Consider the following 20779-nt stretch of genomic DNA (forward strand, 5'->3'; position numbering starts at 1 on the left):
CAGCCTAGTGGGCGACGCTCACTCCCCCGGCCAGGCCGCCGCGAGTCGGGAGCGCGCGTCCTCGAGCAGGACGGGCAGGGCCTTGGTCTGCCCGACGACCGGCAGGAAGTTCATGTCGCCGCCCCAGCGCGGGACGATGTGCTGGTGCAGGTGCGCGGCGACGCCGGCGCCCGCGACCGCGCCCTGGTTCATGCCGATGTTGAACCCCTGCGGACCCGACGAGGCCTCGAGCGCGCGCACGGCCGACTTGGTGAGCCGGGTGAACTCGGTCGTCTCGTCATCGGTGAGGTCGACGTAGAGGGAGACGTGGCGGTAGGGGCAGACGAGGACGTGACCGGGGTTGTAGGGGAAGAGGTTCATGACGACGTAGCAGTGCTCGCCGCGGTGGACGATGAGCCCGTCCTCGTCGTCGCGCTCGGGGGCGGAGCAGAAGGGGCAGCCGTCGCCGGCCTCCTTCGAGGGCCGCTCCCCCGTGATGTAGGCCATGCGGTGAGGCGTCCAGAGCCGGTCGAAGCCGTCGGGCACGCCGACCAGCTCGTGCTCGGCCTCGGTCGGGATGTCGTCGCCGGGCCGCTCGTCCGTCATGCACCGATCCTAGACACGGGCTGCTCGGCCCCCACCGGCCCGGTCCGTCGTGGAGGAGCTCGGCGCCACGACCCCTGCACCGGGACGCCGAACCCCCTCCACCACCTCAGACGTGCGCGGGGGCGCGGAGGTTGTGTCCGACGTGCACCGAGTTCGCGGTTCGTGGGGATCTGCCACGGGAGAGGGGTTCCGTTGTGGCTTCTCGCCAGTCGCGCAGGCGGCGCGGCCCGGTCGATGACGCGTATGCCGTCAGTCGCGGTCTTCGGGCACCTGCCACTCGAGGCGGTCGTCCGCCGGCGGGAGGAACCCGGCGCGCTCGTAGAGGGTGCGTGCCTCCGGCGCCGCGATGAGCTGCACGCGGTTCACCCCGTTGTCCATGCACCACTGCTGAAGCGTGCCGAGCAGCCGCCCGCCGAGGCCCACCCCTCGGGCGTCGGCGGTGACGAAGAGCAACGAGACGTGCAGCCACCGGTAGGCCGGCCGCCGCGAGCTCGGCAGGGCTGTCATCACGGCAGCCGTCACCATCCCGAGCGGCCGGCCGTCGGCGGCCTCGGCGACGAACGTCACCCTCGCCCGGTCCGCGAGCCACGCGTCGGCGTACCGGTCGAGGAACCCCGGCTCGGCGACGGCGCCGCACTCGCGGTCGTCCTGGAGGGTGAGGGCCGCGACCGCGAACGCGTCACGGGGCTCGGCGAGGCGGATCCCGGCGTCCTGCACTCGACCCACCTCGCCGGCTCCCGGTCAGACCTGGGCGCGCGACTCGACGGCCGCGAGCACCTCGGCGACGGCGTCCGCGACGGGAACGCCGTTCTTCTGCGAACCGTCGCGGTAGCGGAAGGAGACGGCGCCGGCCGCCCGGTCCTCCTCACCGGCGATGAGGATGAACGGCACCTTCGACTTGCTCGCGTTGCGGATCTTCTTGGGGAAGCGGTCGTCGCTCTCGTCGAGCTCGACGCGGATGCCCTTGGCCTTCATCTGCGACAGGACGTCCCAGAGGTAGTCGTTGTACTCGTCCGCGACGGGCACGCCCAGCACCTGGACCGGGCTGAGCCACACCGGGAACGCGCCGGCGTAGTGCTCGACGAGGACGCCGATGAAGCGCTCGATCGACCCGAACTTCGCCGAGTGGATCATCACCGGCTGCTGGCGCGAGCCGTCGGACGCCTGGTACTCGAGGCCGAACCGCTCGGGCTGGTTGAAGTCGTACTGGATCGTCGACATCTGCCAGGTGCGGCCGATGGCGTCGCGCGCCTGCACCGAGATCTTCGGGCCGTAGAACGCGGCGCCGCCGGGGTCGGGCACGAGGTCGACGCCGTACTTGCCGGCGGTCTCCTCGAGGACTCGGGTGGCGGTCTCCCACTGCTCGGCCGAGCCGATGAACTTGTCCGCCTTCTCGCCGTCCTCGTCGCGGGTGGACAGCTCGAAGTAGTAGTCGTCGAGGCCGAAGTCCTTGAGCAGCCCGGTGACGAAGTCGAGGAGGTGCTCGACCTCGGCCGGCGCCTGCTCCGGGGTGACGTAGGAGTGCGAGTCGTCCTGGGTCATCGCCCGTACGCGCGTCAGGCCGTGGACGACGCCGGACTTCTCGTAGCGGTAGACCGACCCGAACTCGAAAAAGCGCAGCGGCAGCTCGCGGTAGGAGCGCCCGCGCGACCGGAAGATGAGGTTGTGCATCGGGCAGTTCATCGCCTTGAGGCGGTACTCCGCGTGCTCGAGCTCCATCGGCGGGAACATCGTGTCGGCGTAGTAGGGCAGGTGTCCCGAGGTGTGGAAGAGCCCGTCCTTGCTGATGTGCGGGGTGCCGACGTAGTCGAAGCCCTCCTCGATGTGGCGGCGGCGGACGTAGTCCTCCATCTCCCGCTTGATGACGCCACCCTTGGGGTGGAAGACGGCCATGCCGGAGCCGATCTCGTCAGGGAAGCTGAAGAGGTCGAGCTCGGCGCCGAGCTTGCGGTGGTCGCGCTTCTCGGCCTCGGCGAGGCGGTCGAGGTAGGCCTTGAGGTCGTCCTTGGTCGGCCACGCGGTGCCGTAGATGCGCTGGAGCTGAGGGTTCTTCTCGGACCCGCGCCAGTACGCCGCAGCGCTGCGCATGACCTTGAAGGCGTTGCCGAGCACCTTGGTGGTGGGCACGTGGGGCCCGCGGCAGAGGTCGCCCCACGCGCGGGTGCCGTCACGACGGACGTTGTCGTAGATCGTGAGCTGCGCGCCACCGACCTCGACGTCGGCGCCTTCGGCCTTGTCCCCTGCCGCGCCACCCTTGAGCCCGATGAGCTCGCACTTGTAGGGCTCGTCCTTCAGCTCGACGAGCGCGTCGTCGTCGCTGACCTCGCGCCGCACGAAGGTCTGGCCCTCGTTGACGATCTTCTGCATGACCTTCTCGAGGGCCTTGAGGTCCTCGGGGGTGAACGGCTCGGCGACATCGAAGTCGTAGTAGAAGCCGTCGCGGACGGGCGGCCCGATCCCGAGCTTGGCGTCCGGGTTGACCTGCTGCACGGCCTGCGCGAGGACGTGGGCGGCACTGTGACGCAGCACGTCCAGCCCGTCCTGCTCCTGCGCGGTCACCGGCTCGACGACGTCGCCGTCGGCGAGGACGTGCGCGAGGTCGCGCAGCTCGCCACCGACCCGCGCGACGAGGACGTCTCGCTGTCCCTCGAAGAGCTCGCCCGCCGTCGTCCCCGGGTCCACCGATCGCTCGTCTCCGGCGACGTGGACGCTGATCTGGGATGACACAGGCTTCTCCTGGGGTGGGAACTGCGGAACGTATGCCGTGTGCGGACGTCCCGACACGGCATACCGATGCTATCCGCCGCCGTAGGAGGGGTGCGACGCAGTTCCGACGCTGTGGCTAGGGTCGAACCCGCCCCGACGACACCGCAACACGCCACCCGAAGGAGCCCTCTTGATCTTCATCACCGCCCGCTTCCTCGTCCGTCCCGAGCACGCCGACCACTGGCCCGAGATCTCGCGCGAGTTCACCGAGGCGACCCGCGCCGAGCCCGGGTGCCTGTGGTTCGACTGGTCGCGCAGCCTCGACGACCCCAACGAGTACGTCCTCGTCGAGGCGTTCCGCGACGACGAGGCGGGGGCAGCGCACGTCGGCTCGGACCACTTCCGCGCGGCCCAGCGCCACCTGCCGCCGCACCTCGCCGCGACGCCGCGCATCGTCAACGCCACCGTGCCGGGGACCGAGTGGTCCGAGCTGGGCGAGATGGCCGTCGACGACGCCTGAGCCGAACCCGAAATAGGCATGCGGCAGGGAGCCGTGCCGCTCTACGGTTCGGGCATGGAGCTCGTCGTCGCCAGCCTCGCGGACCGCCCGGACCTCGCTCCGCTGCTGCGCGAGTTCGACGACCCGTGGCCGGAGTTCATGAAGTGGGACCCGGTGAGCGACCAGTACTACTCGCGGGCCGCGACGACGTTCGCCGCGTGGACCCTCGTCGCGTGGGACGCAGCGGACCCGGAGCGGCTCGTGGCGAAGTCGCACTCGATCCCGTTCGCGATGGGTGAGGACCTCGGGCGCTCCGAGCTGCCCGACGACGGGTGGGACGGCGTCATCACGTGGGCGTTCTACGACGAGGTGGCCGGGCGCGAGCCGACGCACGTGTCCGCTCTCGAGGTCGCCATCCGCCAGGACCTCCAGGGCACGGGGCTCGCCTCGGTCATGCTCGAGCACAAGCGCCGCAACGCCGCTCGCCACGGGTTCCACGACCTCGTCGCGCCGGTGCGCCCGAGCCTCAAGCACCTCCATCCCCACCTGCCGATGACCGACTACGTCACCCGCATGCGCGAGGACGGGCTGCCGGAGGACCCGTGGCTGCGGCTGCACGTCCGCGTCGGCGGCGAGGTCGTCAAGGTGTGCCCTCGCGCGATGACGATCTCCGGGACGCTCGCCGAGTGGCGCCGCTGGACCGGGCTGCCGTTCGAGCGGAGCGGCGACGTCGAGGTGCCGTTCGCGCTCAACCCGGTGCACGTCAGCGTCGAGCACGACCACGCGGTCTACGTGGAGCCGGGTGTGTGGGTGCACCACCGCATCTGAGGCTCTAGGTTGGCGGCCATGCCCGATCTGCCCTTCGGCTCCTGGCCGTCGCCCCTCTCCCCTGCCGCGCTCACCGCGGCGACGCGCATGCTCGACGAGGTGCGCGTCGACGGTGCCGACACCTACTGGCTCGAGTCGCGACCCTGGGAGGCGGGCCGCGTCGCGCTCGTCCGGCACGTCGGTGCGACCGGCGAGGTCGAGGACGTCGTCGGCGAGGGCGTCAACGTGCGGTCCCGGGTGCACGAGTACGGCGGAGGCGCGTATGCCGTCCGGTCCGGTGTCGTCGTCGTCGCCACGATCCCGGACCTGCGGGTCCACGTCGTCGAGGACGGCGAGCTGCGCGCCATCACCCCCGAGGGCGGGTTCCGCTACGGCGGCCTCGTGCTCGGCGACGGGTTCGTCCTCGCCGTGCGCGAGGACCACTCCACCGACGGCGAGCCCGTCAACACCCTCGTGCAGCTCACCCTCGACGGCGGCAACGACGACGGCGGGCGGGTGATCTGGCAAGGCACCGACTTCGTCTCGCGCGCGGCGCTCTCCGAGGACGGGACCGAGGTCGCCGTCGTCACGTGGGACCACCCGAACCTGCCGTGGGACACCACGACCCTCCGCCGCGCCACCCTCACCGACGCGGGCCCCCTCGACTGGTCGGTCGTGGCCGGGGACGACGAGGTCTCGGTCGGCCAGCCGAGGTTCGCACCGGACGGCTCGCTCTGGTTCGCGTCCGACGACTCCGGGTGGTGGAACCTCAAGCGGCACACCGGATCCGGGACGCAGGCCCTCCACTCCGTCGAGGCCGACCTCATGACGCCGCAGTGGGTGCTCGGCATGAGTGACCACGCGCCCCTCGACGACGGACGAGGCCTCGTCCACTGGTGGGCCGACGAGGCGGGGCACCTCGGCGTCCTCGATCCCCGGTCGGGCAGCATCACCGAGCTCGACGTCGACGGCGTCCAGTTCGACCACCTCCAGGCCACGGGCGACGAGGTGGCTTTCCGGGTGGGCACCCTCTCGGAGCTGCCCGTCATCGTGCGCGGCCCGGTCGACGGACCGTGGACGCCGCTGAGGCGCAGCCGCGACGAGGGGCTCGACCCGGCATACGCGAGCACGGCGCAGCCGTGGACCTGGACCAACAGCGAGGGTCTCGAGGCGCATGGCGTCTTCCTCCCGCCGACGTCGCCGGACGCTACCGGGCCCGAGGGCGAGCTCCCGCCGTTGCTCGTTCTCGTCCACGGCGGGCCGACGGCGCGGACCGAGGCCGGGCTCCAGCTGGGCCGCGCGTTCTGGACGACTCGCGGCTTCGCCGTGCTCGACGTCAACTACTCGGGCAGCACCGGCTACGGCCGCGACTACCGCAACCGGCTCCGCGGCCAGTGGGGGGTCGTCGACAACGACGACATCGTCACCGGCGCTCGCTCGCTCGCCGAGGCTGGACTCGTCGACGGCGCGCGGCTCGCCATTCGCGGCGGGAGCGCCGGAGGGTATGCCGTCCTGCGGGCGCTCACGACGAGCGACGCCTTCGCTGCCGGCACGAGCTACTTCGGCGTGGCCGACCTCGAGGCGCTCGCGAGCGACACGCACAAGTTCGAGTCGCGCTACCTCGACCAGATGGTCGGGCCCTACCCGGAGGCGAAGGAGACCTACGTCGACCGGTCGCCGATCCACCACCTCGACTCGGTGCACGGCGCCGTGCTGCTGCTCCAGGGCGGCATCGACGAGGTCGTCCCGCCGGCGCAGGCCGAGACGATGGCCGCCGCGATGCGGGCCGCCGGGCAGGAGGTCGACCTCGTCCTCTATCCCGACGAGGGTCACGGCTTCCGTGCGGCCTCGGCGATCGAGGACTCGCTGGGTCGCGAGCTCGCCTTCTATGGACGGGTCTTCGGCTTCACCCCTGCGTAGAGGCTCTTCAACGCTGCACGGTCGGCGTCGGTGACGCCGACCGCCGACCCGGGAGCACCGGTGACCTCGTGCATGAGCCGTGCGGGGTCCGCACTGTGGTGCAGTCCGAAGCAGTGGCCGACCTCGTGCGCGAGGACGGCGTCGCTGACGTGCCGGTGGTGGACGAGGATGACGCACCCCGTGATCCGGTCGCCGTCGAGGGTCGGCGGGAAGGCCTTGCCCCCGACGTCTGCACCCGTGGTCGAGTCGTTCGTGGTCACGCCACGCACGACGTCGATGTCGGGGTCGATGGTGCCGTAGCGGACGAGGAACGGTGCGTTCCACTGCTGTGCCGCTGCCACCGCCTGTCGGTCGTCGATGGTGACCACGGGCTGCTGCCACGTGGCGACCGGCGCGACCGACGACTGCCGCTGGGCCATGACCACCGTGCCACCTCCGGCGCAGAGCACGCCGGCGGCGACGGCGGCCACGACCGACGCAGACCTCATCCGCCGAGCGTAGAGGCCCCGGGACCTCGGCGTCAGCGGCGGGCGAAGGTGAGCACGAGGTGCTCGGTCTCGGGCTTCCGGGTGGACCGGAGCCCCGCGACGACCGGCTGGGAGCCCCGGTCGACGACGAGGTCGACCGACCCCGGCAGGAGCACCGGCTTGCGGAACCACACGTGCGACGTGCTCGGTCCGTTGACCGACCGGCCAAGGGCGGCGAGCACCCGGGCCGAGGTCCACATGCCGTGGGCGATCGCCTTCGGGAACCCCATGGCCTTCGCGGTGAGCGGGTGCATGTGGATCGGGTTGACGTCACCCGAGACCGCCGCATACCGGCGCCCGAGGTCGCCCTGCAGGCGCCACTGCGCGGCGGCGACACCTGTCGGGATGGGTGGCGCCTCGGTGCCGCGCTCGGCGTCCGGGTTGCCGCGCCCGCGGGCGAGGTAGGTCGACCGGCCGCTCCAGACGGACTCCCCGTCGACGCTCACCTCGGTGACGAGGTCGACCTGCCGGCCCTTCGGGTGGTCGCGCAGGTCCTCCGCGTGCACCGACACGTCGAGCACGTCGTCGGCGGTGAGGGTCCGCCGGACGGTGATGACGTTCTCGACGTGCACGAGCCCGACGAGCGGCAGCGGGAAGGCCTTGCGCGCCATGAGCTCGGCCTGCAGCGGGAACCCGAGGATGTGCGGGTAGGTGTGCGGCAGGACGTCGTCGACGCCGAAGCCGCACAGCCGCTGGTAGTCGAGCAGGTGCTCGCGGTCCACGGTGTGCCCCTTGAGCACGAGCTCGCTCGCGGGGAGCGTCGACCCGGACTTCTTGCCGGCCAGCGCCGCGCGCACGAAGACCTTGGCGAGGGTGGGTGCGGAGTCGAAGGTCTCCTGCTGTGCCATCACGCCCCCAGGAGCATCTGGCCGCAGACCCGCACGGTGTTGCCGGTGACGGCGCGGTTGGCGTCCCAGGCGAAGTAGCCGATCGTCTCGGCGACGTCGACCGGCTGGCCGCCCTGCGACAGTGAGTTCATGAGCCGGCCGACCTCGCGGGTGGCGAGCGGGACCTTGGCCGTCATCTCGGTCTCGATGAAGCCCGGGGCGACGGCGTTGACGGTGATCCCCTTGTCGAGGACGCGCTTGTCGGCGGCGAGCGCGGCGGTCATGCCGATGACACCCGCCTTGGAGGCGGCGTAGTTGCTCTGGCCGCGGTTGCCCGCGACGCCAGAGGTCGAGGAGACGTTGACGATGTGGCCACCGTCGTTCATGGCCGGGATCAGTGCCTCGTTCATCCGCAGGATCGACATCAGGTTGACGTCGACGACCGAGCCCCAGCGGTCGGCATCCATGTTGGCGAGGAGCTTGTCACGGGTGATGCCGGCGTTGTGGACGACGATGTCGAGGCCACCGTGCCGCGCCTGCGCGTGCTCGACGATGCGCGACCCGGCGTCCGGGGCTGTGACGTCGAGCTGGAGCGCGGTGCCGCCGACGCGGTTGGCGACCTCGGCGAGCGGACCGCCGGCGGCCGGGACGTCGACCGCGACGACGGTCGCGCCGTCGCGCGCCAGGGTGTCGGCGATGGCGGCGCCGATGCCGCGGGCGGCGCCGGTGACGACGGCGACCTTGCCGGCCAGCGGTTGGTCCCAGTCGGCCGGGGCGACAACGTCGGCGACCGGCGCGGAGACCGAGAAGACCTGACCCGACACGTAGGCCGAGCGCCCGGAGAGCAGGAAGCGGATCGTCGCGTCGACCCCCGTGTCGGCGCCCTCGGCGACGAGGACGGTGTTGGCCGTGCCGCCACCGCGCATCTCCTTGCCGACCGAGCGGACGATGCCCTCGACGGCGCGACGGGCGGCCGCCTGGGCAACCGAGGTCGCAGTCTGCGGCGGGCGACCGATGACGATGACGCGGCCGGTCGGGGCGAGCACTTTGAGAGCCGGCCCGACGACACCACGCAGGGTCTCGAGGTCGGCCGCTGTCTCGATGGCGGTGAGGTCGAGGACGACGCCCGCCACCGAGGTCGAGGGCTGGGACGCCACCGTCACGCCGGCGTCGGCGAGGAGGTGTCGCACCCGCTCGGCGACGGGTGCGTCACCGTGGCCGGCGACGAGGACCTCGCCCGGGACGAGAGAGCCTCCCAGCGTGTGGCGGCGCAGGCGGGAGGGGCGCGGAAGGCCGAGCGTCGTGGCCAGCTGCTTGCCGATGCCGCTGCTGACGAACTGTCCGTAGTCGAACGCCATGGGTCAGGCTCCTTCGAGGATCGCGACGACGCCCTGACCACCGGCAGCGCAGATCGAGATGAGGCCGCGGCTGCCCGGGCCCTTCTCGTGCAGCATCTTGGCGAGGGAGGCGACGATGCGGCCACCGGTGGCCGCGAACGGGTGGCCGGCGGCGAGCGAGCTGCCGTTGACGTTGAGCTTCGAGCGGTCGATCGACCCCAGCGGCTTCTCGAGACCCAGCCGGTCACGGCAGAAGTCCTCGTCCTCCCACGCCTTGAGCGTCGAGAGCACCGTGGACGCGAAGGCCTCGTGGATCTCGTAGTAGTCGAAGTCCTGGAGCGAGAGGCCCTGGCGCGCGAGGAGGCGCGGCACGGCATACGCAGGAGCCATGAGGAGGCCCTCGTCACCGTGGACGTAGTCGACCGCGGCGACCTCGCCGTCGACGAACCACGCCTGGACGGGGAGGTTGTGCTCGGCGGCCCACTCCTCGCTGCCGAGGAGGACGGCCGAGGCGCCGTCGGTGAGCGGCGTCGAGTTGCCCGCCGTCATCGTCGCGCCCTCGCCCTTGCCGAAGACCGGCTTGAGCTTCGCGAGCTTCTCGACGCTGGAGTCGGGGCGCAGGTTCTGGTCCTTGGCGAGCCCGAGGTAGGACGTCATGAGGTCGTCGAAGAATCCGCGGTCGTAGGCGGCGGCGAGGTTCTGGTGGCTCGCGGCGGCCAGCTCGTCCTGCGCCTCGCGGGTGATGCCCCACTTCTTGGCGGTGATCGCCATGTGCTCGCCCATCGAGAGCCCGGTGCGCGGCTCGGTGTTGGCGGGCGTCTCGATGCCGAGATCGGTCGGGCGGATCGCGAGCAGCTTCTTCGCCATCTCGGCGGTCGACTTCGCGCGGTTGACGCGCAGCAGCTTGCGGCGGAGCTTCTCGGTCACCATGATCGGCGCGTCCGAGGCCGTGTCGACGCCGCCGGCGATGCCGGACTCGATCTGGCCGAGCTTGATCTTGTTGGACACGAGGATGGCGTTCTCGAGACCGGTGCCGCACGCCTGCTGGACGTCGTATGCCGTCGTCTCGGGTGCGAGGCTCGACCCCAGGACCGCTTCGCGCGTCAGGTTGAAGTCGCGGCTGTGCTTGATGACGGCGCCGCCGACGACCTCACCGAGCCGCTCGCCACCGAGGCCGTAGCGGGCGACGAGGCCCTCGAGGGCGGCCGTGAACATGTCCTGGTTCGAGGCGTTGGCATAGGGGCCGAACTGCCGCGCGAAGGGGATGCGGTTGCCGCCGAGGACGGCGGCGCGGCGGGGACTCGTAGGTGACACCGGGGACTCCTGGGATCTGTCGGAGGAAGGACGTCGTGGGCCGCGTGGGACGCGCCACATATCCGGTACTGACGGTAGCAGGTACCTCTCTCGACCTGCTACGGTCCGATCTTGTGACCAGCACCACGGACCCGCAGCGCGACGAGGTCGTCGACGGGCGGAGCAGCAGGTGGGAGAGCCACCGCGCCCGCCGCCGCACCGAGCTCGTCGAGGCGACGCTGCGCGCGATCCGGGCTCGCGGTGCCGGGGTCGGCATGGACGACATCGCCTCGAGTGCGGGCACGTCGAAGACCGTCTTCTACCGGCACTTCACCGACCGGGCCGGGCTCTACTCGGCCGTGGCGGAGCGGGTCAACCGGATCATCCTGCGCGACATCACCCGGGCCGTCGGCGACCTCGGTGCCGTCGGTGCGATGTCCCGCCGGTCGGCCGAGCCACGCGCCCTCCTGGGTGCGGCGGTCGACGCCTACCTCTCGCTCGTCGAGACCGACCCCGAGGTCTACCGGTTCATCGTCGCCGCGCCGCTCGTGCCCCCGTCCGAGCGCACCGAGACCATCGACCTCGCCTCGACCGTGAGCCGCGCGATGGGTGTGCAGATCGGCTCGCTCATCGCGACCGCCCTCGCCGCGGCCGGCCGCGGCAGCGAGCCCGCCGAGACGTGGGGGCACGCCGTGGTCGGGATGGTGCGGGCGGCGGGCGACGAGTGGCTGCGCTCCGGCGCGGCGGCATCAGGCACCTCGCGTGAGACGCTCAACGAACACCTCACCGAGCTCATCTGGGGCGGGCTCTCGTCGGCGTGGCCGGCCGAGCCCGCGACCGACGACAAGGAGTGACCGTGGACGACCTGGCCCCCGAGCTGACCCGCATCCTCGACGGACGCTGGGGTGACGTGCGCCGACGGCTGCGTGCCCACGACGACGTCTCCCGCTTCGCTCCCCCGGCCGAACCGCTGTCGATGGAGGAGTACCGCTCCTACACCACGCGGCAGCTGCTCGCCCTGACCAGCGAGGACTTCGCCTCGGCGGGGTTGGCCAAGGGCATGGGCGGCACCGGCGACTTCGGGGCCTCGGTCACCGCCTTCGAGATGCTCGGCCACGGCGACCTCTCGCTCCTCGTCAAGGCCGGGGTGCAGTTCGGCCTCTTCGGTGGGGCGCTCGCCAACCTGGGCACCCAGCGGCACCACACGGCATACGTGCCGGGAATGCTCGACGGGACGCTCCTGGGGTGCTTCGCGATGACGGAGACCGGTCACGGCTCCAACGTCCAGCACCTGGAGACCACGGCCACGCACGACCCGACGACCGACGAGCTCGTCATCCACTCCCCCACACCCGGCGCGGAGAAGAACTACATCGGCAACGCCGCACGCGACGGGCGCATGGCCGCGGTCTTCGCCCAGCTCGTCACCGGTGACGGCGAGTCGCACGGCGTGCACTGCGTGCTCGTGCCGATCCGCGACACGAGCGGCAGACCGATGCCCGGCGTCACCATCGGCGACGACGGCGCCAAGGGCGGGCTCCCCGGGGTCGACAACGGGACGCTGTCGTTCGACCACGTCCGGGTTCCACGATGGAACCTGCTCAACAGGTACGGCGACATCGCCGCCGACGGCACCTACACGTCGCCCATCGACAACGCCTCGCGGCGCTTCTTCACGATGCTCGGCACCCTCGTCCGCGGCCGGGTCTCGGTCGCCGGTGGAGCGGGCGCCGCGACCCGCTCGGCCCTCACCCTCGCCACCCGCTACGCGCTGCACCGGCGGCAGTTCGCCGCGCCGGGATCCGACGAGGAGCTCACGCTCATGAGCTATCGCGCGCACCAGCGCAAGCTCCTGCCGGCGATCGCCCGGAGCTATGCGCTCATGCTCGCCCAGAACGAGCTCGTCGAGATGATGCACGAGGTCGCCGACCACGACGGCGCGGCTCCCGAGGAGCGGCAGCGCGAGCTCGAGGCGCGGGCGGCCGGCATCAAGGTCGCGGCGACGCGCCACGCCACCGACACGATCCAGATGTGCCGCGAGGCGTGCGGTGGAGCCGGCTACATGGCCGAGAACCGGCTCACGACGCTCAAGGCGGACACCGACGTCTTCACGACCTTCGAGGGCGACAACACCGTGCTGCTCCAGCTCGTCGCCAAGGGGCTGCTCACCGAGTTCCAGGAGACGTTCGAGGACAACTCCCCGCTGGCGATGATCGCCTTCGCCTCGCGGTTCACGGCCTCGTCGATCCTCGAGAAGACGCCCGCCGCGGGCCTCATCTCCAAGCTCATGTCGCGGGCGCCGAGCAGCGACGAGGACGGCGCCGAGCGCCACCGCGGGCGTCAGGTCGCACTCTTCGTCGACCGCGAGAAGCACCTTCTCGAGGGCGTCGCGCTGCGGCTGTCGAAGGCGGCCAAGGCCGAGCCGGCCGACGCCTTCCGGATCTACAACAACGCCCAGGACCACCTGCTCACCGCCGCCGATGCGCACATCGACCGTGTCCTCCTCGAAGCCCTCTGCGCCGCGGTGGAGGAGTGCAAGGACGGGCCCGTCAAGGAGCTGCTCGACGACGTCACCGACCTCTTCGCGCTGTCGACGATCGAGCGGCATCGGGCGTGGTACCTCGAGCACGGGCGGCTCACACCGGTGCACTCGAAGGCCGTCATCCACGATGTGGGCGTGCTCTGCAAGGACCTCGCACCGCATGCGCGGACCCTCGTCGACGCCTTCGCGATCCCCGATGCCTGGCTGGGTGCGCCCGGGCTCCTCGAGCCCCTGCCGACCGAGCTGCCCACGGGCACTCCGGCCGCCGCCGCGGCGAGCGCGTGAGCGAGGTCCCGCCGACCCGGTGGGCTCTCGCCGGATCCGAGAGCCATGGATACGGGCCACGGTTCGCCGACCTCGTCGCCCGCGGAGAGGACGTCGACGGCGAGGCGCGTCTCGCGGACGCCCTCGTGCCACGCGGTGCCCGCATCCTCGACGCGGGCGCCGGCATGGGCCGGGTCACCGACGCCCTGCGCGCCCGCGGGCACGACGTCACCGGCATCGAACCCGACGCCGCCCTCGTCGAGCAGGCCGAGCGGACCTACCCCGGCATCGGGCTGCTCCCCCTCGACATCCTCGAGACGACCCCAGACGTGCTGAGGGCACACGGCCGCCCGACGGCATACGAGCTCGTCGTTGCCGTGGGCAACGTCTTCATCCTCCTCGCCGAGGGGACCGAGCGGCGTGCGCTCTCGGCGCTGCGCGACCTGCTCGCCCCCGGCGGACGCATGCTCATCGGCTTCCACCTCACGGCCGGGCCGGCGGGAAGCCGGGCCTACGCGCCCGGAGAGTTCCGCGACGACGTCGAGGCGTGCGGTCTGCGTGTCGACCTCCTCGCCGGCAGCTACGAGCTGCACCCGGCGAACGCGGAGTATGCCGTGTGGCTGCTCAGCGTCGCCGGGTCACCTCACGACGTCGACTTCGAGGGCGGTGCCTGACCGACGCTGGCGCGCATCTCGTCGGAGGCGTCCCAGTCGTTGGCCTGCATCGCGGCGACCACCACGTCGTTGCGGACCCACCAGGCCCGGAACGGTCCACTGAAGTCGCCACGTGTGATGACGCGGTCGTAGCCGTCGGGGCCCGTGTGACCGAAGTACTCCATCCCGAGGTCGTACTGGTCGGTGAAGAAGTAGGGCATGCGGTCGTAGGGCTCGGCCGCACCGAGGATGGTGGCCGCCGCGGCCTTGCCCTGCTCGATCGCGTTGTCCCAGTGCTCGACCCGCACGCGGCGGCCCAGCACGGGGTGCTGCTCGTTGGCGATGTCGCCGACGGCGAGGACGTGGTCGTCGGAGGTCCGCAGCAGCTCGTCGACGAGCACGCCGTTGTCGACGTCGAGCCCGGCGGCCTCGGCCAGCGCGGTCCGCGGGGCAGCGCCGATGCCGACGACGACGAGGTCGGCCTCGGCGAGGTCCTCGGCCGTCACCGAGGTGCCGAGACGCAGCTCGACACCGTGCGACCGGTGGAGGTCGGCGAAGTGCTGGGCAACCTCGGGTCCCAGCACCGCGAGCAGCGGGAGGTCGGCGCTCTCGTGGACGGTGACTCCCGCCCCGGCGGCGCGGGCGGCCGAGGCCACCTCGAGCCCGATCCACCCGGCCCCGATGATGTGCACTCTGGCGTCGCGGGTGAGCGCCTCCCGGAGTGCGAGCGAGTCCTCGACGGTGCGGAGGTAGTGCACCGGCCGGCCTGAATCGTCGGCCAGCCGGAGGAGTCGAGGTTCGGACCCGGTCGCGAGCACCAGCCATTCGTAGGGCTGCTCACCCGCGCTCGTGACGACACGTCGAGCCGCGAGGTCGATCGACTGCACCTCGACGCCCGTGTGGACGTCGACGTCGTGCTCGCGCCACCACGCCTCGTCGTGGACGTAGGCGGAGTCGGCCTCCTTGTCGCCGAGGAGGACGGCCTTGCTCAGCGGTGGCCGCTCGTAGGGCAGGTGCTCCTCGACGCCGTAGATGACGACCTTGCCGTCGAAGCCCCGCTCGCGCAGGGTCTCGGCCACCTTGGCGCCCGCGAGGCCGGCACCGACGATGACGACGCTCATGACGCCCACCAGGGCCGCAGCGGCACGCGTGGCAACCGTGCGTCGTCGAGCCGCGCCGCGAGCACCTGGTGGAGCTGGACGACGTTGCGCTCGAAGCCGCGGCGGCATCCGGCGAGGTAGAGACCCCACACCTTGGCCGTGGCCTCGCCGACCTCGTCGACGCAGGCGCTCCAGCTCTCGACGAGGTTCTCGCTCCACCCGGCGAGGGTGAGGGCGTAGTGCTCTCGCAGGTTCTCCTCGTGGAGCACCTCGAAACCGTTGTCCTGCATCGTCGTGATGATGCGTCCGGACCCGGTGAGCTCGCCGTCGGGGAAGATGTAGCGGTCGATGAAGGCGCCCGTGCTCCTCGGCCGGTTGTCCGGCCGGGTGATGCAGTGGTTGAGGACGAGCCCGCCCTCCTTGACGTGGGCGAGCATCCACCGGAAGTAGGCCGGGTAGTTGCGCACCCCGATGTGCTCGGTGATGCCGATCGACGAGATGGCGTCGAAGCCGGTCTCGGGCACGTTGCGGTAGTCCTCGTGCCGCACCGTGGCGAGGTCCGCCACGCCCTCACGCTCGATGGCCGCCTGCGCCCACGCCGCCTGCTCCTTGGAGAGGGTGACCCCGAGCGCGTGCACGCCACGGCGGGCGGCGTAGCGCACCATGCCGCCCCAGCCGCACCCGATGTCGAGGAGACGGTCGCCGGGCCGGAGCGCCAGCTTGTCGAAGACGAGGCGGTACTTGTTCTCCTGGGCGGCGTCGAGGCCGGCGTCGCGGTCGGGGAAGACCGCGCAGGTGTAGGTCATCGTCGGACCGAGGACGTGCTCGTAGAAGCGGTTCGAGACGTCGTAGTGGTGGGCGATCGCCTCCCGGTCGCGGGTGAAGGAGTGCCGGAGGCCCTCGGTGACGCGCCGCCAGCGAGGCAGCGCCTCCTGGGGCGGGGGTGGAGGCGGGGTGAGCCCGCGCAGTCCGAGCACCTTCGCGAGGTCGACGACGAGGCGTGGGTCGGGGCGCCGGAAGTGCAGCTCCTCGAGGTCGACGAGGGCGTCATAGGGGTTGCCCGGGTGCACGCCCTCGACGACGAGGTCGCCGGTCGTGTAGGCGCGCGCCATACCGAGGTCGCCCGGCGCGGTCGCGAGGTAGGAGACGGCGCGCGGCGTCCCGATGTGGAGGGTGCGCTGGGCGCTGTCCGGTCCGGTCTTGGACCCGTCGTATGCCGTGATCCGCACCGGGAGCGGCCCCACCACGACCTCGTCCACGAGGTCGGCGATCGTCCTGGTCTCACGGGTCGTCCTGGTCTCACGGGTCGTGCTGGTCATGCGTGTCGCACCGCCTTGTCGTAGAGGTGAGGGAACCGGCCGGAGGGGTCGTGCTTCGCCTTGAGGACGGCATACGCATCGCCGCCGTAGAGGGCGTCGAACTCCTCGCGGGTGTAGAAGGACTCGGAGTAGAGGGACTTGTGGCCGTCGAGCTCGCCGACCCTGCGCTCGATGGCGCGGTTGGTGGCTCCGGGCTCGCCACCCGGGACGCTCGACCAGAAGCCGACGTTGACGTAGGTCTCCCCCGGCTCGAGCGGGTAGAGGTCCCACGAGCGGTCGCCGCGAAGACGCAACGGGCACAGCCAGATCGGTTCGATCGGGACCGTGTCGAGGAACCAGTCGAGGAACTCCGCGGTGCGGGCGAGCGGGATCTCCACGTCCTGGACGACGCGCTCGCGCGGCGGGTTGCCCTTGCGCGCCTCCATGCGGTCGGAGAAGCGGAGGCGCTGGTCGAGGGCCACGAGCTTCCAGTAGACGCTCGACCGACGCCAGCGGCTCGGCCAGAGGCGGCGCACCCGCGGGTTCTGGGCCCCGAACGCGCGCGAGCACCAGAACCAGTCGGTGTCCCAGCGCCAGAGGTAGTCATGGGTGGTGAGCAGGTCGCGACGGGGCTCGGGACCGTCGTGCTGGAGCGAGCGGTAGAACACCTGCTGGCCGGTGTAGTCACTCGGTCGGCCCGCCTCGTCGGTGTGGCGCGCGACGGTGAGGTAGGCCTCGTCGCGTGAGAAGACGACACCGTCGACGAAGTCGACCGGCTCGCCGTCGTGCACGCGCGAGGCGACGACCTCGCCGATCGCGGTGCAGAGGCTCTCGAGGTCGTGGAAGCGGATGTGGCGCAGGGCGACGTGACCCGTCACCGGCTCGAGCTCGATGAGCAGCCTCGTGGCGTAGCCGAGCGAGCCGTAGGAGTTGGGGAAGCCGTGGAAGAGGTCCGCGTGCTCGTTGTCCGGTGTTGCGGTGACGATCTCGCCGGTCCCCGTGAGGATGTCCATCTCGAGGACGGACTCGTGGGGCAGGCCGTTGCGGAACGACGACGACTCGATCCCGAGTCCGGTGACGGCTCCACCGAGCGTGATGGTCCGCAGCTGTGGCACGACGAGTGGCATGAGGCCGTGCGGAAGCGTGGCCGCGACGAGGTCCTCGTAGGTGCACATGCCGTCGACCTCGGCGGTGCGCGTGCCGACGTCGACGACGCGGACACCGGTGAGGCCGGTCGTGTCGAGACCCGGTGTCCGGGTGCTCGACCGCTCGCGGAAGAGGTTGGAGGTGCGCTTGGCCAGACGGACCCGCTCGCCCGGTGGGATGGAGGCGAAGGTGTCGAGCAGACGCTGCTCCCCGGTGGTGCGTGCAGCGGCGTCGGGGAGAGTGCGCTCCATGAGTCGCACGTTACGCCTGATGCGTGCGTCCGTCTCGTCACTTGTCGCGAGCGTTGACGCGTGTCATACCGGGCTTGAGGGTGGACGTGAAGGCGAGCCCCATCACGTTGACCCGAGCCTGCGAGGGTGGACGTGAAGGCGGGCCCCATCACGGGCGCCCGAGCTTGTGAGGGTGGACGTGAAGGGACTCGAACCCCTGACCTCTCGCGTGTGAAGCGAGCGCTCTAACCAGCTGAGCTACACGTCCGGCGCCCACTGCGGAGCGGGCTGGACGAGGATACCCGTCCGCTCTCCCGGTGACGAAATCGGGGCCGCCCTCCGGTCCCCGAGCGGCCCGGCGCCGCGGAAACCTGCGATCTGCCCGGTTGCAGCCGGGCAGATACGCGATATCCGCGTCACCGGAGCGACCTCAGATCCGCGCGGTCGTGCGCATCCAGTTCTCGAGCCCGTCGGGGAAGAAGCCGGGGATGCCCGAGAAGTGGAAGGTCACCCACAGCACCGCGGCGACGAACGCGAGCCCGGCCAGCCCGGCGAGCAGCTTGACGAAGGGGTTCTGGCGCTTGACCCACTGCTCCCACGCCCGCACCTTCTCCTTGACGAACTCCAGCACGCGCTGGGCCCGCTCGAACTCGGTCGCCCAGATCGCGAGCCCGCCGATGACGATGAGCCAGCCCGGCCCGGGGAACGGGATGAGCAGCAGCCCGACGACCACGACGACAAGCCCGAGGACGAAGACACCGATCCGGTAGATCCGTGCGGTCCTCGCGTTGGCCCGGATCCGTCGCCGCCAGGCCCAGTCGTCCTCGTCGTCCTCGACGAGGACGTGGTGGTCCTCGTGGCTCACGGGTCCATCCCGAGGTCGGCTTCCGCGGTCCGCCAGATCTCGACGGCGCGACGGGTGACCGGGCCGGGAGCATCGAGGCGGCGGTCGTCGACGAGGTGGACGCCCTGCACGTCGCGGGACGAGTTGGTGATGATGACCTCGTCGGCGGTGTCGAGCACGTCGAACGGCATGGTCTCCTCGACGACCTCGATTCCGGCGTCGCGGCACCACTCGATGGCGAGCTCACGGGTGATGCCTGCGAGGCATCCACTCTCGAGCGGAGGCGTGCGCAGGACACCGTCGGTGACGACGAAGACGTTGGACGCCGTGCCCTCGCAGAGCTCGCCGCGCGTGTTGGCGAGCAGCGCCTCGGCCGCGCCACGGGAGTTCGCATGCGTGATGGCGATGACGTTCTCGGCGTAGGAGGTGGTCTTGAGGCCGGCGGTCGCGGCGCGCTCGTTGCGCACCCACGGCACGGTGACGACCGCTGCCGACGGGTCGTGAGGCTTCGACGGCGTGGACGCGATGATGACGGTCGGCGGCGAGTCGTGACGGTCCGAGCTCAGCGGTCCCGCTCCCCCGGTGACGGTGATGCGCACACGACCGAAGGCGATCTGGTCACCGGTGGCGAGCACCTCCTTGACCCCCTCGCGAACGAGCGCGTCGTCGATCGGGGGCAGGCCCAGACCCGACAGCGTGCGCCCCAGCCGACGCAGGTGCCGGGTCATGGCGAAGGCCTCGCCGTCGACGATCTTGCACGTCTCGAACGCACCGTCCCCCACCGTCACCCCGTGGTCGAGCGCACGCACCGACGGCTCGTCCGCTCCCACGATCCGGCCGTTCACCCACACCTGGATATCGCTCATGGGTCGAGCATTGCAGATGTGCCCGGACGCACCCACGAGTGACATCCCGCGGCGGGACGTCCGCGACCGTCAAGAGTCGCCTTGCCCCGCGAGCTCGCCGCGGGCCAGCGCCATGAGGCGTCTCGCCTTGAGCTCGGTCTCGCGCACCTCCCCGTAGGCGTCCGAGCCCCACGTGATGCCCGCACCCGTCCCGAACCTCAGCACTCGTTCGCCCGAGGCCTCCTCGTCGACCCAGAAGGTCCTGATGCCGACCGCGAGCAGCGCCTCGTCCCGGTCGGCGTCGATCCAGCCCACAGCGCCGCAGTAGGGACCGCGGGCGACCGGCTCGAGGTCCGCGATGGCCCGCAGCGCCGTGTGCTTCGGGGCGCCGGACACGGAGCCGGGCGGGAACGACGCGTCGAGCAGCTCGCGCCACGTCGCGCGCTTGCGCAGCTCCCCCGAGACGTCGGAGACGAGGTGGACGAGTCCGGGGTGCTCCTCGAGGCGGCACAGGTGGTCGACGCGGACGGTGCCGGGACGGCATACGTGCTGGAGGTCGTTGCGGACGAGGTCGACGATCATGACGTTCTCGGAGTAGTCCTTGGGCAGCATGCTCTCCGGCGTCGGCGCGGTGCCCTTGATCGGGCTCGACGTCACGGTCCCGCCGCGACGCGTGAGGTAGGCCTCCGGTGAGGCGCACGCAACCTCCAGACCGGCCTCGGGGATGTCGATCGTCGCGGCGTAGGGAGCCGGGTTGCCCTGTGCGAGAACGTCTCCGAGGGCACGGATGGACGACTCCGCCCCGATGTCGCCGCTGAGGACACGGCAGAGGTTGACCTGGTAGACCGTGCCGCGTGCGATCCGCTCGCGGATCTCCTCGACCCCGTCGACGTATGCCGTGTCGTCGAGGCTCGTGGTCCACTCGCCCTGCACCCCCGTCCAGGTCGGGACCGTGGTGGCCGACGGGTGGCGGTCGACCGACGACATGCGCACCGCGGTGAGCCGGCCCTCGAAGGTGATGACGACGGCCCAGAACCCCGAGGTGACGTCGTCGATGTCCGAGGTGACGGCCTCGACGCCGGTCGCCTCGATGACACCCCCGTCAAGGGAGCTGAACCTCGCCCACGCCACGGCGTCGATCGTAGGGCCACGGGACGGCGGCCGGACACGACCGATGAGTGTGCGCCAGGGTCGACGTGGAGGCGGTGGCTGCAGCCACTCGTCGCCTGGGACTCATGAGCGGCAATGTCGCTGTCCCACAGTGCCATTGGTGTGGACAAACCGTTGCTGTCGAACGCTTGTTCGAGTACAGTCGAACCATGAAGCTGGGGGCGGTGTCGACGGCGGTGGCGGACC

General features: G+C 71.2%; 19 protein-coding genes and 1 tRNA gene. 6 read left to right on the forward strand and 14 right to left on the reverse strand.

From position 1 onward, the window contains the following. Window positions 1-18 precede the first annotated feature (18 nt). From N798_RS07840 to thrS, 3 genes are all read right to left on the reverse strand, one after another. Window positions 19-585 carry an HIT family protein gene (locus tag N798_RS07840; RefSeq protein ID WP_035947570.1) on the reverse strand — a complete coding sequence of 189 codons (567 nt, stop codon included), beginning with the start codon at window positions 583-585 and terminating at the stop codon, window positions 19-21. A 249-nt stretch (window positions 586-834) separates the two neighbouring features. Then, entirely contained in the window at window positions 835-1302 is a 468-nt protein-coding gene (locus tag N798_RS07845; RefSeq protein WP_052117044.1) for a GNAT family N-acetyltransferase, read from the reverse strand. 24 nt (window positions 1303-1326) lie between these two features. After that, window positions 1327-3312, reverse strand: coding sequence for a threonine--tRNA ligase (thrS, locus tag N798_RS07850; RefSeq protein WP_035947571.1), 1986 nt, complete (start codon window positions 3310-3312; stop codon window positions 1327-1329). 169 nt (window positions 3313-3481) lie between these two features. Here thrS and N798_RS07855 point away from each other — a divergent pair, with 169 nt between their 5' ends. The 3 genes from N798_RS07855 to N798_RS07865 are packed head-to-tail and all read left to right on the forward strand — an operon-like array spanning window position 3482 to window position 6517. Continuing rightward, window positions 3482-3811 (forward strand): putative quinol monooxygenase, encoded by a 330-nt coding sequence (locus N798_RS07855; protein ID WP_035947572.1) that lies wholly within the window; start codon window positions 3482-3484, stop codon window positions 3809-3811. Window positions 3812-3865: 54 nt separating this feature from the next. Then, the gene (locus N798_RS07860; RefSeq protein WP_035947607.1) at window positions 3866-4618 is read left to right on the forward strand and encodes a hypothetical protein; all 753 of its coding nucleotides are present in this window, start codon (window positions 3866-3868) and stop codon (window positions 4616-4618) included. A gap of 18 nt (window positions 4619-4636) precedes the next feature. After that, window positions 4637-6517 (forward strand): alpha/beta hydrolase family protein, encoded by a 1881-nt coding sequence (locus N798_RS07865; protein ID WP_035947574.1) that lies wholly within the window; start codon window positions 4637-4639, stop codon window positions 6515-6517. On the opposite strand, the gene N798_RS07870 is transcribed toward N798_RS07865, so the two are convergent. The 4 genes from N798_RS07870 to N798_RS07885 are packed head-to-tail and all read right to left on the reverse strand — an operon-like array spanning window position 6484 to window position 10522. Beyond that, a complete protein-coding gene (locus N798_RS07870) occupies window positions 6484-7005 on the reverse strand; it encodes a matrixin family metalloprotease (RefSeq protein WP_084100303.1) in 522 nt (173 codons plus the stop codon). The genes N798_RS07865 and N798_RS07870 overlap by 34 nt on opposite strands. A gap of 32 nt (window positions 7006-7037) precedes the next feature. After that, a complete protein-coding gene (locus N798_RS07875; RefSeq protein WP_035947578.1) occupies window positions 7038-7892 on the reverse strand; it encodes a MaoC/PaaZ C-terminal domain-containing protein in 855 nt (284 codons plus the stop codon). Continuing rightward, on the reverse strand, window positions 7892-9229 hold the full coding sequence (locus N798_RS07880; RefSeq protein WP_035947580.1) for a 3-oxoacyl-ACP reductase: 1338 nt from the start codon (window positions 9227-9229) through the stop codon (window positions 7892-7894). The genes N798_RS07875 and N798_RS07880 overlap by 1 nt, the downstream gene beginning before the upstream one ends. 3 nt (window positions 9230-9232) lie before the next feature. Then, window positions 9233-10522: an acetyl-CoA C-acetyltransferase gene (locus N798_RS07885; protein ID WP_035947581.1), complete on the reverse strand. Its 1290-nt coding sequence runs from the start codon at window positions 10520-10522 to the stop codon at window positions 9233-9235. Window positions 10523-10635: 113 nt separating this feature from the next. Here N798_RS07885 and N798_RS07890 point away from each other — a divergent pair, with 113 nt between their 5' ends. From N798_RS07890 to N798_RS07900, 3 genes are read left to right on the forward strand one after another with little or no spacing between them, the layout of a single operon-like run. Beyond that, window positions 10636-11355: a TetR family transcriptional regulator gene (locus N798_RS07890; RefSeq protein ID WP_035947582.1), complete on the forward strand. Its 720-nt coding sequence runs from the start codon at window positions 10636-10638 to the stop codon at window positions 11353-11355. Between the two features lie 2 nt (window positions 11356-11357). Beyond that, window positions 11358-13328 carry an acyl-CoA dehydrogenase family protein gene (locus N798_RS07895; protein ID WP_308738175.1) on the forward strand — a complete coding sequence of 657 codons (1971 nt, stop codon included), beginning with the start codon at window positions 11358-11360 and terminating at the stop codon, window positions 13326-13328. Next, window positions 13325-13981: a class I SAM-dependent methyltransferase gene (locus N798_RS07900; protein WP_229708250.1), complete on the forward strand. Its 657-nt coding sequence runs from the start codon at window positions 13325-13327 to the stop codon at window positions 13979-13981. The genes N798_RS07895 and N798_RS07900 overlap by 4 nt, the downstream gene beginning before the upstream one ends. Here the strand turns inward: N798_RS07900 and N798_RS07905 are convergent. From N798_RS07905 to N798_RS07935, 7 genes are all read right to left on the reverse strand, one after another. Beyond that, window positions 13951-15081 (reverse strand): NAD(P)/FAD-dependent oxidoreductase, encoded by a 1131-nt coding sequence (locus N798_RS07905; RefSeq protein WP_035947611.1) that lies wholly within the window; start codon window positions 15079-15081, stop codon window positions 13951-13953. The genes N798_RS07900 and N798_RS07905 overlap by 31 nt on opposite strands. Then, on the reverse strand, window positions 15078-16379 hold the full coding sequence (locus N798_RS07910; protein ID WP_035947585.1) for a class I SAM-dependent methyltransferase: 1302 nt from the start codon (window positions 16377-16379) through the stop codon (window positions 15078-15080). The genes N798_RS07905 and N798_RS07910 overlap by 4 nt, the downstream gene beginning before the upstream one ends. Then, complete coding sequence (locus tag N798_RS07915; RefSeq protein WP_035947586.1) at window positions 16376-17755, reverse strand: FAD-binding oxidoreductase; 1380 nt, start codon at window positions 17753-17755, stop codon at window positions 16376-16378. The genes N798_RS07910 and N798_RS07915 overlap by 4 nt, the downstream gene beginning before the upstream one ends. Before the next feature lie 173 nt (window positions 17756-17928). Next, window positions 17929-18002, reverse strand: a tRNA-Val gene (locus N798_RS07920). Window positions 18003-18164: 162 nt separating this feature from the next. After that, window positions 18165-18599: a TIGR02611 family protein gene (locus N798_RS07925; protein WP_035947587.1), complete on the reverse strand. Its 435-nt coding sequence runs from the start codon at window positions 18597-18599 to the stop codon at window positions 18165-18167. Then, on the reverse strand, window positions 18596-19444 hold the full coding sequence (locus N798_RS07930; protein ID WP_084100309.1) for an aminotransferase class IV: 849 nt from the start codon (window positions 19442-19444) through the stop codon (window positions 18596-18598). The genes N798_RS07925 and N798_RS07930 overlap by 4 nt, the downstream gene beginning before the upstream one ends. 69 nt (window positions 19445-19513) lie before the next feature. Beyond that, window positions 19514-20554 carry a chorismate-binding protein gene (locus tag N798_RS07935; RefSeq protein ID WP_035947589.1) on the reverse strand — a complete coding sequence of 347 codons (1041 nt, stop codon included), beginning with the start codon at window positions 20552-20554 and terminating at the stop codon, window positions 19514-19516. Window positions 20555-20779 lie beyond the last annotated feature (225 nt).

Origin of the sequence: Knoellia flava TL1, assembly GCF_000768675.1 — a bacterium.
Lineage (GTDB): Bacteria > Actinomycetota > Actinomycetes > Actinomycetales > Dermatophilaceae > Knoellia > Knoellia flava.